The 14878-nt window shown below is 55.2% G+C and carries 14 protein-coding genes; 11 read left to right on the top strand and 3 right to left on the bottom strand.

The genetic code is table 11. The features are described from left to right. The first annotated feature begins 514 nt into the window (after positions 1-514). The 6 genes from C6I21_RS00625 (at position 515) to C6I21_RS00600 (ending at position 4638) form a co-directional block, all read left to right on the top strand. Positions 515-1066: a hypothetical protein gene (locus C6I21_RS00625; RefSeq protein ID WP_181186011.1), complete on the top strand. Its 552-nt coding sequence runs from the start codon at positions 515-517 to the stop codon at positions 1064-1066. A 252-nt stretch (positions 1067-1318) separates the two neighbouring features. Further along, positions 1319-2200 (top strand): DMT family transporter, encoded by an 882-nt coding sequence (locus tag C6I21_RS00620; protein WP_245411497.1) that lies wholly within the window; start codon positions 1319-1321, stop codon positions 2198-2200. A 64-nt stretch (positions 2201-2264) separates the two neighbouring features. Further along, a complete protein-coding gene (locus C6I21_RS00615; RefSeq protein WP_105957692.1) occupies positions 2265-2885 on the top strand; it encodes a uracil-DNA glycosylase in 621 nt (206 codons plus the stop codon). 2 nt (positions 2886-2887) lie between these two features. Beyond that, entirely contained in the window at positions 2888-3508 is a 621-nt protein-coding gene (locus C6I21_RS00610; protein ID WP_105957489.1) for a LysE family translocator, read from the top strand. Between the two features lie 147 nt (positions 3509-3655). Beyond that, positions 3656-4120, top strand: a complete 465-nt coding sequence (locus C6I21_RS00605; RefSeq protein WP_105957488.1) for a GNAT family N-acetyltransferase — start codon at positions 3656-3658, stop codon at positions 4118-4120. After that, positions 4117-4638, top strand: a complete 522-nt coding sequence (locus C6I21_RS00600; protein ID WP_105957487.1) for a DUF4269 domain-containing protein — start codon at positions 4117-4119, stop codon at positions 4636-4638. Before C6I21_RS00605 ends, C6I21_RS00600 begins: the two co-directional genes overlap by 4 nt. A 627-nt stretch (positions 4639-5265) precedes the next feature. Here the strand turns inward: C6I21_RS00600 and C6I21_RS00595 are convergent. From C6I21_RS00595 to C6I21_RS00585, 3 genes are all read right to left on the bottom strand, one after another. Continuing rightward, on the bottom strand, positions 5266-6708 hold the full coding sequence (locus tag C6I21_RS00595) for a carbon starvation CstA family protein (RefSeq protein WP_105957486.1): 1443 nt from the start codon (positions 6706-6708) through the stop codon (positions 5266-5268). 231 nt (positions 6709-6939) lie between these two features. Next, positions 6940-7662 carry a LytR/AlgR family response regulator transcription factor gene (locus C6I21_RS00590; RefSeq protein WP_105957485.1) on the bottom strand — a complete coding sequence of 241 codons (723 nt, stop codon included), beginning with the start codon at positions 7660-7662 and terminating at the stop codon, positions 6940-6942. Then, positions 7634-9412, bottom strand: coding sequence for a LytS/YhcK type 5TM receptor domain-containing protein (locus tag C6I21_RS00585; protein WP_105957484.1), 1779 nt, complete (start codon positions 9410-9412; stop codon positions 7634-7636). Before C6I21_RS00585 ends, C6I21_RS00590 begins: the two co-directional genes overlap by 29 nt. Positions 9413-9587: 175 nt before the next feature. Between C6I21_RS00585 and C6I21_RS00580 the strand changes: the two genes are divergently transcribed. From C6I21_RS00580 to aac(6'), 5 genes are all read left to right on the top strand, one after another. Further along, complete coding sequence (locus C6I21_RS00580) at positions 9588-10781, top strand: YeeE/YedE family protein (RefSeq protein WP_105957483.1); 1194 nt, start codon at positions 9588-9590, stop codon at positions 10779-10781. A gap of 565 nt (positions 10782-11346) precedes the next feature. Beyond that, positions 11347-12759 carry a phospholipase D family protein gene (locus tag C6I21_RS00575; RefSeq protein ID WP_245411496.1) on the top strand — a complete coding sequence of 471 codons (1413 nt, stop codon included), beginning with the start codon at positions 11347-11349 and terminating at the stop codon, positions 12757-12759. Positions 12760-12777: 18 nt separating this feature from the next. Beyond that, positions 12778-13026 (top strand): DUF2164 family protein, encoded by a 249-nt coding sequence (locus tag C6I21_RS00570; protein WP_181186010.1) that lies wholly within the window; start codon positions 12778-12780, stop codon positions 13024-13026. Beyond that, the gene (locus tag C6I21_RS00565; RefSeq protein ID WP_105957481.1) at positions 13023-14330 is read left to right on the top strand and encodes a GNAT family N-acetyltransferase; all 1308 of its coding nucleotides are present in this window, start codon (positions 13023-13025) and stop codon (positions 14328-14330) included. The genes C6I21_RS00570 and C6I21_RS00565 overlap by 4 nt, the downstream gene beginning before the upstream one ends. A 16-nt stretch (positions 14331-14346) precedes the next feature. Then, positions 14347-14796 carry an aminoglycoside 6'-N-acetyltransferase gene (aac(6'), locus tag C6I21_RS00560; protein WP_105957480.1) on the top strand — a complete coding sequence of 150 codons (450 nt, stop codon included), beginning with the start codon at positions 14347-14349 and terminating at the stop codon, positions 14794-14796. The last annotated feature ends 82 nt before the right edge of the window (positions 14797-14878 follow it).

Here is a 14878-nt window from a genome sequence, read left to right as displayed (position 1 = left end):
CAGTAGAGTTGGAATGGGCCGCCGAGTTGTGAGACTGGAAGGGGCAGTTGTTGGAGCGGAAGCCTCCGTTATAAGACAAATCTGTTCTGAAGTAAGACTACGCCGCACCCGCTGCGCTTCCACGCTTCGGCTTTTGCCGGAACGTATACGACTTCAGCTGCAGGCAGGGAGCGGCAATCTATTCAACAAACCTCCCATTTCATTTAAGGTCAGGCGAAGCTGCCTGGTTTTTTGCGCGGCGAATTGTAGTAGACGGGACCGCGGTCCGAAACGGTGAAAGAGGCAATTTCGTGCCATGAACGAGAGGATTCGTGCCAAAAGCAGCCCGCCTCGTGCCAAAACGAAACCCGTTCGTGCCAATTAGGTATTCTTTCGTGCCAAAAGCGGAAAAACCACCATTTTTCGTCATCTGTCATTGCCTCCATGTGTCGAAAACGCAGGAGAAGGGAAAAAGATTCCTATTATTCCAGCTGAAGTGAAACTTTTCTGCCGTTCAATCGGTAATAAATGACAGATGGAAGGAACGGAGGCAGATGGCATGTTTTTCTCGTTTGATTTATTTATTTTCTTTACAGCGGTACTCACTTTTTTAATTCTCGGCGTGCTGCTCAGCATCCGCTGGCGCTACCGGACCGCGCTGCTTGCTTCCGGTGTGGTCTGTCTGGCAGGATATCTGCTGCTCTCCTACGAAAACCCTTATACGACATTCGGCCAGTGGTCCGGAAGCGCCATCGCCGAAGAAGAGCTGCACCGCATGAGCATCACCTACGAGCGTGAAAGCACCAGCGGAGATCCGGAGTTTATCCGTGTTCGGATTGAAGATAAACAACTTCTCGAAAACACCTACGCCGAGCTGAAACCGATGCGTCTCAGGCGCACCGAACCCCGGTCTGTATCCGAACGGCTCTACAGCGTCCGGATCGTCAGCGACAATGTCTTTGCTTTTCACCTGTACGAAAATCAAATGGACGACTACTACGTCATGGAAGAAGAAAAAGACCCGGTGCAGGTCATCGAATCCCTTCTGGAGGAGACCGAGGCCGAACCGGAACAGATGAACTGGTAGCTTAGAATAAAGCCTGCCACACCCACCGCAGGAACGAAATGAAAAGCCGTGGAAAATACAGCAGTACTTCGATAATTACGCTGATATACTCCCATCTTGAATTTTTTCCTGGATATCTTGTCCGCCGCGTCCGCTTCACAATATCAGCTTCCTTTCTCTGCTTTTTCTTCTCTACGGAAAGGGTGGAAAATGGTTCCATACGCTCCCCGGACCTTCTTCAGGCATGCTACACTAAAGAGGGGAGGGATCGATGTGGCAGAACAAGTAACAGCACGTGCAGACAAGGCCCCTCCGGCCGGTCTGCTTCTTTTTATATCGATAATTGCGATTTCCTTTGCGGCCATTTTCGTTAAATGGTCCGACGCCCCGGCCTCCATCAGCAGCATGTACCGGATGTACCTGGCGGCGCTTTTTCTGCTTCCGATTGTCTGGTGGAAGCGGGAGGACCTCCGCCGGCTGAAGGCGCGGGACTTTTACATACTGGCGGGATCGGGCATTTTTCTTGCGCTGCATTTTGCGCTCTGGTTCGGCTCGCTGAAATTGACGAGTGTCGCGAGTTCCACGGTGATTCTCGCGATGCAGCCGATGATCGCCATGGCGGGCGCGTACCTCGTCTACCGGGAGAAAAGCGACTGGAAGAGCATCAGCACTGCGCTCATTGCGCTTACAGGAATCGGCATTATCGGGCTCGGTGACCTCGGTATCAGCCGCGACTATCTGATCGGCGACCTGCTCTCATTTCTGAGCGTTCTGGCCATCGTGGCGTATCTGCTGATCGGGCAGTCGACCGTGCGGCGGATTTCCCACTGGCTCTACAGCTTTTTTGTTTTTCTTGCGGCAGGCGTGGCGTTAAATATCTACAACCTGCTTGCCGGCGTGCCGATGACAGGCTATGATGCCGGCGAATGGCAGGTATTCTTTCTGCTTGCGCTGTTCCCTACAATCGCACACGTCATCTATAATCTGCTGCTGAATTACATCAGTACTTCAGCGGTTTCCATGAGCATTCTCGGTGAACCGGTCGGCGCTACGATTCTCGCCGTGATTCTCCTTGGGGAGAGCGTGACGCCGCTTCAGATGACCGGCGGACTGCTCGTGCTCGGCAGTGTGTATTGGTTTCTCCGGCGCACGTAGCGGGAAACGATTCAGCAGAGGAGGGAGAGCTGTGAAGATACCTGAATGGCTTGCAGAAGAAGGAATGAAACGGGCGGAAGGGTTCGCCCTTGAAGGATTTGTTTATGGGAGCGGCCCGGAGAAACCGGCGCTCATGCTTGTAGGAGAAGCCCCCGGCGAAACGGAAATACATAACGGCATTCCGTTCAGCGGAAGATCCGGCAAAGAACTGATGGGATTTCTGGAACGGGCGGGTCTGACCAGGGAGGACGTCTATATTACGAGTGCGGTGCGGAGCCGCCCGTACCGCTGGGGAACGAAAAAGAACCGAGACGGAACGACGACAGAGCGGAAGTATAACCGGGCGCCGACACAGAAAGAAATTAGAGCGCATGCACCGCTTCTGGACTACGAACTGGCTCATGTGAAGGCCCCGCTTCTCGTCACGCTCGGCAATGTCGGCCTCCGCCGGCTCGTGGGCCCCGGCTATAAAATTACCGACGTTCACGGAAAAGTAATCCGGCATCCAGTGCAGATACTGGAAAACGAGCAGTTCGGCTGGACAGAAACGGTATACGATATTTTCCCGACGTACCACCCGGCGTCGTTTTTTTATAACCGGCGCGTGCTGGAAGATATTCATGCCGACATGGATCAGCTCGCACGCATCATGAAAGAAAAAGGAATAGCGGGGCTGAGCAGGTAGCTGTGCTGTACGTCAGCTGGTTTCTGCTTGGTCTTGCTCTCGCTGCGCCGGTCGGACCGGTCACGATCGTCCAGATCAGCCGCGGTCTGCAGGGAGGATTCCGGGCCGCCTGGCTCGTCGGTGTCGGCGGCATGGGGGCGGACCTGCTCATGATGCTCCTCGTCGCAGCCGGATTTTCCCGGCTCCCTGACATCTGGTGGATCGAGCCGATTCTCTGGGCGGCAGGCGGCATCGTGCTTTTCTATCTGGGAATCGACAGCATCCGCACCGGCCGGAGACAGCTGCCGGAGCTGTCAGGAGCAGAAACGGCACGTGCCGGCTCTTCCCTCCGGACCGGCTTTCTGCTCGCTGCAGCGAACCCGATGAACCTCGTTTTCTGGGCCGGTATTTACGGATCGGTCCTCGTCTCGATCGAAGACCGCGGGAGCGCGGCTGCCGCAGCGGCCACCGCCTGTATCTTTCTCGGCATCATCGTCTGGGACCTCGCCAGTGCCGCCGTCATTGCGTACAGCCGGCGCTTTATAACCCCTCGGCGGATGCAGTATATTTCCATCAGCGCCGGTCTCATTCTACTCGGTTTTGCGCTGGCCTTTTTCTGGGCAATTTTTCAAGGATTCTATTAAATAGGTAGAAATCGTTTGCAAAAACATCATTTTTCCGGTATGTTTAGTTGCAAACGCTGAATCTGCGTTCAGAATACGAAAGCTGGAATCAACGACCACCGCAGAACCACATCAGGACATACTTTTACCGATAAGGGAGCGATTGATATGGTGACATTACGTGCAGTACGTAAGGAAGAACGGGCGGAGTGGATTCCGTTTCTACTCATGGCAGATGAAGCAGAAGAGATTATCCGGCAGTACCTGTACGACGGGGAGCTTCTTGCCGTAACCGATGGCAGCAAATCCGTCGGCATCATGCTCTGCACCTTTCCGGAGGAGGACACGGTTCAGATTAAAAACATGGCCGTCGTCCAGGCCCACCGAGGAAAAGGCTACGGCCGGGAAGCCGTTGAGGAAGTCGAGCGGATGTACGGAGAACAAGGATATAAGCGGTTGATCGTCGGCACCGCCAACTCCAGCCTGACCAACTTCGCCTTTTATCAGAAAACCGGATTCCGCTTTCTCGAGATCCGCAGAAACTTCTTTGACGATTACCCGCGCGTCATCGAAGAAAACGGCATCCGCGCCGTCGATATGGTTGTCCTCGAAAAGCCGATCGAACAGAATTGAACCCATTTCAGGAACTCCAGACCGGCGACAGCGTCCAGCGCCAGATATGCCGGGAGCTGACGGAATCCGGCATCCTGAAACAGGCAGCCCGCTTTTCCCCGGTCATCTGCGGCACCTTTCCACTGGGCATCTACACCCCCGGCTCCGACGTCGACCTCCTCATGGAAGCAGACGACCTGGATGAATGGGAGGGCGTCATGACCCGGATTGGAGCCGCCGATTTCAAAACGAGAAGCTGGCAGGACGTCCCGGTCAGAAAAACGACGCTTCTATTCCGCAGGCTCCGGATCGAATGCATCGCACAGCCGCTCCCGGTCCGCCGGCAGCGGGCATACCAGCATATGCAGATTGAGTACCGGCTGCTTCAGGAGGATACCGAACTCCGTTCAGCTGTCATGAAGCTGAGACGCCGTGGATGGAAAACCGAAACGGCCTTCTGCCGCCTGCTGTCACTCGATGAAACCGATCCGTACGAGAGCCTGCTTCATTATGGGCGCAAGAAGCAGTTTCTCTTTTAAAAAAGCCTCTACCCGGCCGCCGAAGCGGACCAGGTGGAGGCTTTTCCATTGTCAGTTTAAGCAAGGATAAAATTCGAAGGTTCATCCAAGCAGGTGTGCCAAGGGAAACGGCAGCTCACCCATTGTTCTATCTATTGCTTTCTCCGCTTTTCGGCAGAAGATTGTCGTGGGCTTGTCTTCTAGCCGGGCGCTATTTGCACGGCTGCAGAGCATGAGTGGAGCCGGCCTTTGGTTTGAGCCGCAGGGCAGCGATCTTCTGCCATGCTTCTTCAAGCAAAGAACGAATACCACTGGCGTCCCTGCCGAACGCTCCGAAGGGTAGTTTAAGTAGGGATGGAAAACAGAGAATCTGTAGCAGGATCGATGTCTATGAGACAATGATGATCTCTAAAACTTGATTGGATTGCAGCATGTTCCGTGCAGAAGGGGCCGCTTCTACCAAGCGATACTTTCTACCTGCCGAAACCGGAGGCCGTCGACTCCGGGAGGATCCGAACGAGGCGAAAATCCATTCCTTCAGACGAGAGGAAGAAGGAATTAGTTGAGCCCGTTCCCTCCGGAACGCGTACGGCCAGAGGTGCAGGCAGGAAGCGGTAACCCATTTAATATCTTTTACTTTTTTATTTTCTATGCCGCTGGATCGACGCGTTCGTCGACGTCGATCGTGTTCTGTTTCCGTTCAAATGCCAGTTTCCGGGCGAAGAGGATCGTGGCAATTACCGTTCCAACAGCAGCCCCGGCGTAGGAGAGCGGCAGACTTAAACCGAATCCGATCGGTGCATTCAGAATATACGTGAATGTCACCATTGTCATAAAGATCGCAGGCAGTGTCGCGATCCAGTGATTTTTGTACTGCAGGCCGAGGTACATCGCTCCGACCCAGAGTGCGATCATCGCAGTCGACTGGTTCGCCCAGGAGAAGTACCTCCAGAGAAGGGTAAAGTCAATCTGCGTGAGCAGGACAGAAATAAAGAACAGCGGCGACGCGATAAGAAGCCGGCTTTTCACTTTGACCTGCTTCATGCCGATGTAGTCGGCGATGATCATACGCGCACTGCGGAAGGCCGTATCGCCGGAAGTGATCGGCAGAATGATAACACCGAGTACAGCAAGCGTTCCGCCGATCGCACCGAGCATCGTGATTGATACTTCACTGACAACCGCTGCCGGTCCGCCATCTGCGATCAGCGCATTTAAATCCGTGCCGTAGAAAAGACTCATAGCAGCCGCAGCCCAGATCATCGCGATGATCGCTTCGGTGATCATCATGCCGTAAAAGATTTTGCGGCCGTCTTTTTCACGCTGGGTCGTCCGGGAAATGATCGGCGACTGCGTCGCATGGAATCCGGAGAGCGCCCCGCAGGAAATCGTCAGAAACAGAAGCGGGAAGATCATCAGGCCTTCCGGATGCATGTTGGCAAGCGTCATTTCTGGAATCGGCGCACCGGTAATGACGAGGCTGCCGCCGATACCGACAGCGCTGATGAGCAGAAGCGCACCGAAAATCGGGTAAACCCGTCCGATGATTTTATCAATCGGCAGCATCGTTGCGATTGTGTAGTAAACGAAAATCAGCGCGATGATCACGCCGAGCGTCGTCCAGCCGCCGGCCATGTCATGGATGAGTGCTGCCGGTGCTGTGACAAACACCGTTCCGACGAGGAGAAGCAGCAGAACGGAAAAGCCGTTCACGACATGCTTCATCACCTTGCCGAGAAACTTACCGGCAAGCTCCGGAAGATGGGCACCGCGGTTCCGGATTGAGATCATTCCGGTTAAGTAGTCATGCACCGCACCGGCAAAAATAGCGCCGAGAACGATCCAGAGAAAAGCGACCGGCCCGTAAAGGGCTCCCATAATCGGGCCGAAGATCGGACCGACGCCGGCGATGTTCAACAGCTGAATCAGCTGATTTCGTCCGCGCCCCATCGGTACGTAATCGACGCCGTCCCCGTGGGAAACCGCCGGTGTCAGGCGCTCTTCCTGAACGCCGAATATCCGCTCCACTACTTTCCCGTACGTAAAGTAGCCGATAATCAAGATGATAATGGAAATAAAAAACGTAATCATGCAGACACCCTCCCTGAGTGAAATGGATAGCTTCAGTGTAGCGGAAAGAAAGCGTTTACAAACTGTTTTCATCCAACATGTTGAAATCAGAGGATGAAATGCAGAAATAAAGCGCTCACATGCAGGGGGAGGTGGGAGAAAGGGAAGCGTAGAGCAGATCGGACTGGCTGGCTGGAACATAAAAAAGCTGCGGCGGGCTATAATAGACCGCCACAGCGCTTAAGATCCCGGCTACGCCTCCAGCGTCAGGCGGAGCTCCTTAACATAGTTCCGGCTGACCGGCACCACCTCATGCATGCCGTTCACCTTCAACTGATACGCCCCGTTAAACCACGGAACGAGTTCGGCGACGTGATGCAGATTCACGAGGTATCCTTTGTGCACACGGAAAAAGGAGTGGCCGCTGAGCTTTTCCTCCATTTCCTTCAATGTCTGGCGGGTGGAGAAAACCTCATTCGTCGTCACCACATTCGTCTGGCTGCCTTCCCGGTAAATGACCGCAATGTCTTCGGGACGGAGGTACTGAATGGAATCCTCCAGCTGCAGCGGAATCTTCCGCCGCGGTGCCGGCACTGCCGCCTCGGCTTCCATCTCCCTGTCCAGCCGGCGTACCACTCTGTTAATGCTTTCTTCCTCAAACGGCTTCAGTACATAATCAAGCGCCTCCACCCGGAAGGCATCGACAGCATAATCCGGGTAGGCCGTCGCAAACACAATAAGCGGCGGATGATCCATCTGCCGGATCGATGAAGCGACATCAATTCCGGTGCGGCCGCCCATATCAATGTCGAGGAAAACGACGTCCGGTTTATGGACGAGAATCAGTTCCAGCGCTTCATAGGCGGATTTTGCTTCTGCTGCGATGTCGACATGGCTGTGCATAGATAATAAATGACGGAGCTCTTCTCTGCTGAAGCGCTCATCATCAACCAATAGAGCGCGTATCGGTTTCATGATCTGACTCTCCTTCCCATTCTGAAAGTGTTATCCGGACTTCGGTTCCCATGTCCGGACCGCTGGTGATCGCAAGCGCGCCTGTCTTCGGAAATAAATCCTGCACCCGCTGCTGAAGGTTGTACAGGCCGATGCCGGTGCCGTTTTCAGAGTGGACCGGCTTCTGCAGAAGCTCCGCCTGCCGCTCCTCGGTGATGCCCCGCCCGTTATCCCGGACGGTAAGCTGGACGAGGCCATTCTCTAAGGCAGCTCCAATATGGATATAGAACGGTGTTTCACCGGCGGTACGGCCGTGGTGAAAGGCATTCTCCACAAGCGGCTGCAGCGAGAAAATCGGCACGCGCTGGCCGAGCAGTGCCGGATCAACGGCCAGATCAATTTCAAGTGCTTCATCAAACCGTGCCGATTGAATATCCAGATAGGAGCGCACGTGGCGGAGCTCCTCTTCGAGCGTAATCTGCTCACGATGCACGCCGGCGAGATTCTGGCGGAAAAACGCAGACAGCGACAGAAGCAGTTTTCGTGCGCGTTCCGGATTTGTGCGGATCATCGACACGATAATGTTGAGAGCGTTAAACAGAAAGTGTGGACTGACCTGCGCCTGCAGTGCTTTCACTTCGGTTTCGTGTGCCAGTTTTTCGAGTGCTTCTGCGCGCGCAGCTTCGAGCTGGCCGCTTAAGAGTTTTGCAAGACCGCGGATCAGCTCCAGCTCCACCGGAGAAGCATCCCGGGGGTTCCGGTAGTAGAACTTCAGCGTTCCTACGACACGATCGCGCTGTTTTAACGGGGCGATGACCGCCATGCGCGGGTGGTCGGTGAAGCCGGCGTCGTCCTCTTCCAGCACACCGGTATAAAGATTTCCGTTCTGAATGACCTGTTTTGTTGCTTCTGTCTGAATCGGAAGACCCGGACGGCACCGGTCCTCGCCGTCTCCCCGGTAGCTGAGCACGTGGGTGCCGTTCGTCATGGACACGGCGGAAGCGCCTGCTTCCCGCAGAAGAATCCGGCACGTGTCCGCCGCACTTTCCGGCGTGAGGCCGTGCCGCATGTAGCGTGTCGTTTCCTCGGCAATGCGGAGGGCGCGGCCGGACTGCATCGCAGACTGCTTCTCTTCTTCTTTGATAACGTTCCGGATAATGAGGACAAACACCATGGCGCCGACACCGTTGGCAAGAATCATCGGCATGCCGATCATGCCGACGAGTGCCTGGGCCTGCTCAAATGGACGGGAAATGCCGAGGATGAGCGCCATCTGCATGGCTTCTGCGGTCATGCCGACCGCAAGCGTGACCGGGAGAGATAAATTGGAGCCGCGTTTCATGTAGCGGCTGGCAAGTCCGGCGAGGACACCGGAAAGGACCGCAGACAGGCCGCAGGCAATACCGGTGAATCCGCCGAGAAGCGCGCGGTGGCCGCCTGCGATGATGCCGGCGCCGAGACCGATTTTCCAGCCTCCGAGAAGCCCGGCAGCGACAATACCGATGACCCGGGCGTTGACGATCGCCTCATCTTCTGCGAGCGGCGAAAACCACATCGTATAGCCGGCTTCGCCGGTCGTGATCACGACACCGGTGTACGTGCCGATAATGCCGAAAAAACCGAACAGAAGCATGGCGCCGATCTGCTGCTTCCGGGTGACGGCATGCTGGTCGATCATTTTACGTATAAACGGAATTCGCGTCATGACAAAGGCCACCATGACAATAATTCCAAGGCGCTCAAACATGACGATGAGCAGTTCCGTACTCATACACGCTCTCCCTTTCTGTAACCGTTTCCTCTAACGTAATAGGAAAGAGGCGGAATGTCTACTGGGAATTATATCCACATAAAATAACGAAGTATGTAAAAATGAAGGGAGAAAAGGAAAGGTGCATAAAACCGGCGCAGGAGGGAAAGGGAAAAGAAGGTGAAGGAGGGATAACATGACAGAAGACCAGACAAAATACGAAGATCCGCAGTACGGATGGCTTTTGGCATTTGCAGCTGCGTCTGTCTTTGTTCTCTGGATGAGCTATACGACTTCCGGCTGGCAGTTCGTTGTCCTGTTTGTGCTGGGCTTTCTTATCGGCTTTACGCTGTTTCATACGAGATACGGCTTCTCGTCCGTCTATACACAGATTTTAGAAGATGGAAATACACAGATGCTCCGGGGGCATATGCAGAAGCTGATCATCGCGGTCACGCTGTTTGCGCTCATTTTATCCACCCAGACCGGACTGTTCGGCGTCCGGCCGGAAGGAGCCGTCTCTCCGGTTTCGTTCGGTGTCGTCATCGGAGCTTTTCTATTCGGTTTCGGTATGAATATCGGCAGCAACATGGGGCCGGCAGCGATGAAAACGAAAGAAGGCGGCAGAACGGCGCTGTTGTTTACGGTAACAGGATTTTTGACCGGGGCGACGATCGGCGGTGCCCACTATGCACTCTGGAACGTCTCGCTGCCCCACATGAGTCCAATTTCTCTGGCAGAGGATACGCCTCTCGGCTACATAGGGGCCTGGCTGCTTCAGACAGGCATTTTTGCAGCGGTTATTCTTGGGAGCTACTTGTATAAAAAGAAACGGCGTCCGCCGGCACTGCCTCCGATGCCGCGTGGGACCGGGTTCCGGGAAGTTCTGTTCCACTGGTGGCCGATCTGGGTCGGGGCGACCGTCTTTGCGGTTCTGAACGCGGCGGTTCTGCTCGTCCAGGGCTCTCCCTGGAAACTGACGGCTGCTTTTACATTGTGGGGCTCAAAGATATCCGATGCGGTAGGGTTTGATCCGGCGTCGTGGCGGTACTGGGGGGATCAGGCTGCCGTAACCGATCTCACGAACTCGATTTTCACGAGCAGTCTCAGCGTCTTAAACTTCGGCGTCGTTGCCGGCACGCTTGTCACGATGGCACTCGCCGGACTGATGCGTTTTTCCGGCATCACGCTTTTGAATGCAGTGATGACGCTCGCCGGCGGACTGCTGATGGGGTACGGTGCAGCCATTTCCTTCGGCGCGAACGTCGGTGCCTACTTCAGTGGCCTCGCCTCGATGAGTCTCCATGCCTGGGTATGGACCCTTTTCGCTGTGCTTGGCGTCTACACCGCCTATTATGCCGGAAACAAACTTCCATACCTCCGCCAATAACATTAAAGGAGAACAAACAGCCTGTCCGCTGCCGTTTCGGCATTCCGGTCAGGCTGTTTTTCTTGCAGGACAAGAATATAATTAAATGGAAAACAGAGAATCTGTAGCAGGATCGATGTCTATGAGACAATGATGATCTCTAAAAACTTGATTGGATTGCAGCATGTTCCGTGCAGAAGGGGCCGCTTCTACCAAGCGTTACTTTCTACCTGCCGGAATCGGAGGCCGTTCCCTCCGGAACGCGTACGGCCAGAGGTACAGGTAGGAAGCGGGAACCCATTTAATATCTTTTTCTTTCTTTTAAGACCAAGTGAGTTCTGCCTGTTTTTTTTTACAGTTTAAGAATGTATATAATTCGAAGGCTTTTCCCGCTGATAAGCCAGGTGTTAAGGCAGTTCAGCCCGTTGTTCTGTAGATGGAGCTTTTCTGCTTTGATGTGAGATAAAGCGTGACGCTTTCGTTATGATTTACGGGTCTATCGTCACTTCTTCCGGAGGGGGGATAGCCGAAGCGCTTACAGAAGCGTAAAATAGGGAGAAAATGGATGGAGGCGGAGCCTGTGAACATGCGGAAAAAAATAATGTATGCCGCCGGGGCAGCAGCGGTTCTTCTGGCAGTGCCGCCTGCAGTCATGGCGCTTGTGCATACGCAGAAAAGTGTACCGGCAGGGTTGTCAGTAACCGGTGACTTTCATGTATCGGATGTGGAACTGCTTCAAGATATTACATACGAAAAAGACGGGGAGACAGTACACGAGCAGGAAATTATGGATTCGGTCCTGAAGGTGATCGAGAAAGCGGAGGATCACATCGTGGCAGATATGTTTTTGTTTAACGGCGAGTATAATCCTGCCTACGACTTCCCGGACCTCAGCGGCGAACTTGCCGGCGCGCTTGCCGCGAAAAAGCGGGAAAATCCGGAGATGGAGATCGTCGTTCTGACCGACCCGATCAACACCGGCTATGATACATATGAAGCAGAGGCACTCGCTTCGATGGACGAAGCGGGGGTGGACGTTATTTACACCGATCTTTCGGAGCTGCGCGACTCCAATCCGCTGTATTCCGGCTGGTGGCGCTCCTACCTGCAGTGGTGGGAGCCGGGAGAAAACGGCATCCTTCCCAACCCATTTTCACCGGAAGCTCCGGATTTTACCGTCCCTTCCTACGCATCGCTCTTGAATTTCAAGGCGAACCACCGGAAAGTGGTGCTCTCAGAAAAGGAAGCGGTCGTCTCCACCGGTAATCCGCATGATGCAAGCGCATGGCATTCCAATACCGCGATCCATATCGAGGGACCCGTCGTCGATGATCTGCTCGCTTCCGAGAAAGCGGCTGCGTCGTTTTCCGGAGAGGCGATTGAAGCAGAGGCAGAACCGGCGGAATCCCGGACGTCCGGGCCGGAGGTGCGTCTTATCACCGAAGGCGGCATCCGGGAGGCGCTTCTGGAGGAGATCAATGAAGCGGAAAACGGCGACGTCGTCTGGATGGGCATGTTTTATTTATCTGACCGCGGTGTTATCGGCGCCTTAAAAGAGGCCGAAGCGGGCGGGGCGGACGTCCGGCTCATTCTGGATCCGAACAAAGACGCCTTCGGCAGAGAGAAAGCAGGCATTCCGAACCGTCAGACAGCCGCCGAGCTGATGGAGGCCGGCGTCGAGGTGCGCTGGTACAACACACAGGGCGAGCAGTATCATACGAAAACGACGTTCATTCAGCGGGGAGAGACGTCCTCGACGATTACCGGCTCTTCCAATTTAACGCGGCGGAACCTGCAGGACTATAATCTGGAGACGAACCTTCACGTGAAAACGGAGGAAGGTGCCGGCTTTTCCGAAGAAATGGAATCGTACTTTACTCGGTTGTGGGAAAATGAAGGCGGTCTCTATACAGTAGACAGCAGCGTCTACGAAGACGACAGCCTGTGGAAATACTGGCTGTACCGCTTTCAGGAGGCTTCCGGCTTGTCGACGTTCTAACAAGGAAGGATGAGAAACGTGAAGAAGTTATCAAATGAGCAGAGGCAGCGTGTACTGGAAGCACTCCAGCAGACCATTTTCGACGTGCGCGGCGAGGACATCGGTCTGCTGCAGGCGGAACAGCTGCTCCAGTGTTTTGAAGAAGCGGCGGCACCGCTCTATTACAACCGTGGGGTGGAGGATGCCGGACGGATGGTGCTGGAGCGCATGGAAGGACTGGATGAAGATATCGCTTCATTGAAGCAGAGCGGGAGGGGACGCCGATGATCCGACGTGCAGGACCGGAAGATGCGAAGACGGTCAAAGAACTGGTCGACCACGTGGAGACACATGCAGCCTACATGCTTGCCGGACCGGGGGAGCGCGACCATACGGAGGAAGACGTCCGGCACATGCTTGGAGGACCGCATACAAACTGGTTTTTAGCCGAAGAAATGGGGACGGCTGCCGGGTACGCGGTGATGTTTACAAACGGAATGAAACGGAAAAAGCATGTAGCATCAATTGTAATGGGCGTAGCGCCTGCCTACCAGCGGAGAGGCTGGGGACGTGCACTTTTACGGGAAGTGGAGTGTGCGGCCCGAACCATGGGACTCGGCAAGCTGGAACTGACGGTGGCGGTGCCGAATAAAGGCGCATATGCACTGTACGAGCAGGCAGGCTACAGAATAGAAGGAACGAAAGCCGCGAGCCTTCTGATCGACGGCTCGCCGGTGGATGAGTACATGATGTCGAGAAAGCTCGAGGAAACAGGAGCGGAAGCAGTGATGAAGCAGCAGGCAGTTTCAGAGAACACAGCACTGAATACGGTGGACTCCATCGTCCGCGGTCTGGAAGAGCTTGGTGTCCGGCAAGGGGATGCGCTTCTTGTACACAGCTCGCTGTCTGCGTTCGGCTGGGTGAACGGCGGAGCGGCGGCCGTGATCGATGCGCTTCAGGAAGCGGTCGGTCCCTCGGGAACCATTGTCATGCCTGCGCAGAGCGGTGACTGGAGCGACCCGAAAAACTGGGGTGCTCCGGCCGTTCCGTCTGCCTGGTGGGAGGAAATCCGCCGGACGATGCCGCTGTATGATCCGGAAAAAACACCGACGCGCGGTATGGGGACGATTGCAGAGCTGTTCCGCACGTATCCGGGTGTCCACCGGAGTCTGCATCCGGCCGATTCGTTTGCAGCCTGGGGGAAAGAAGCATCCTGGGTGCTGGAAACGCACCAGCCTGGAGACAGTTTCGGGGAAACGTCCCCCCTCGGCCGGCTGGAGCAGCTCGATGCGGACATCCTTTTCCTTGGAACCGGCTACGATACAGCGACCGGATTCCACCTGGCAGAAGCGAGGCTCTCTGAAGTTGAAACAGAAACACGCGGGGCGCCGATGATGAAAGACGGTGTCCGCACGTGGGTGGAATATGAAGACAAAGCGTACGACAGCAGTCCATTCGCAGCCTGCGGACAGGCATATGAAGAAGCCCACCAGGTCAGGAAAGTGACGATCGGCGATGCAGCGTGCCGCCGGTTTCCGCTGAAATCGAGCGTCGTTTTCGCCGGGGAGTGGCTGAGAAAGCATCTGGAATGAATCAGGAGGTAAAATCATGGAGATCGAGCGTGTACAGACGGAAAGAGACGTGCAGGAAGCAGTGACGCTGGCATCGGAGTTATGGCCGGAGTCTGTCCGGGAAAAGCTGGAACGGGAGATGCAGGACTCGGCGGTAAGCCGGTCGGCCTCGGTCTGGCTTGCCCGGATGGACGGAAGAGCCGTGTCGTTTCTGCATGCAACGATCCGGCGCGAGTATGTCGAGGGTGCAGAGCCGCCGACGGGATATATCGAAGGCGTGTATACGCGTCAGGAAGCGCGCAGAAAGGGAATTGCCGGGACGCTGATTCAGGAAGCGGAGCGGTGGGCCCGGGAGCGCGGCTGCCGGTGGGTGGCTTCGGACAGTGAGCTGGATAATGCTGCGGGACAGCAGTTCCACCGTGCGTCGGGGTTCTCTGAAGCGGCACGGGTCGTCTGCTTTTCGAAGCGGATCTCTGCAGGCAGGTAAGAACATGCACCCAAAATGACTATGGAGAAAGTGACAGACTATTGGTACAATGAGGGAAATTGGTCGATAGGAAAAGGGGTGC

The sequence above is a fragment of the Alkalicoccus urumqiensis genome (assembly GCF_002993335.1).
Lineage (GTDB): Bacteria > Bacillota > Bacilli > Bacillales > Salisediminibacteriaceae > Alkalicoccus > Alkalicoccus urumqiensis.
This window is presented reverse-complemented; position numbering and strand designations above follow the sequence as displayed.

What these genes read in the sequence shown, in the direction of transcription:
- C6I21_RS00625 (WP_181186011.1), top strand. Translation starts at nt 515, where the DNA reads ATGGAAGGAACGGAGGCAGATGGCATGTTTTTCTCGTTTGATTTATTT.
- C6I21_RS00615 (WP_105957692.1), top strand. Translation starts at nt 2,265, where the DNA reads ATGAAACGGGCGGAAGGGTTCGCCCTTGAAGGATTTGTTTATGGGAGC.
- C6I21_RS00605 (WP_105957488.1), top strand. Translation starts at nt 3,656, where the DNA reads ATGGTGACATTACGTGCAGTACGTAAGGAAGAACGGGCGGAGTGGATT.
- C6I21_RS00595 (WP_105957486.1), bottom strand. Translation starts at nt 6,708, where the DNA reads ATGATTACGTTTTTTATTTCCATTATCATCTTGATTATCGGCTACTTT.
- C6I21_RS00590 (WP_105957485.1), bottom strand. Translation starts at nt 7,662, where the DNA reads ATGAAACCGATACGCGCTCTATTGGTTGATGATGAGCGCTTCAGCAGA.
- C6I21_RS00585 (WP_105957484.1), bottom strand. Translation starts at nt 9,412, where the DNA reads ATGAGTACGGAACTGCTCATCGTCATGTTTGAGCGCCTTGGAATTATT.
- C6I21_RS00580 (WP_105957483.1), top strand. Translation starts at nt 9,588, where the DNA reads ATGACAGAAGACCAGACAAAATACGAAGATCCGCAGTACGGATGGCTT.
- C6I21_RS00575 (WP_245411496.1), top strand. Translation starts at nt 11,347, where the DNA reads ATGCGGAAAAAAATAATGTATGCCGCCGGGGCAGCAGCGGTTCTTCTG.
- C6I21_RS00565 (WP_105957481.1), top strand. Translation starts at nt 13,023, where the DNA reads ATGATCCGACGTGCAGGACCGGAAGATGCGAAGACGGTCAAAGAACTG.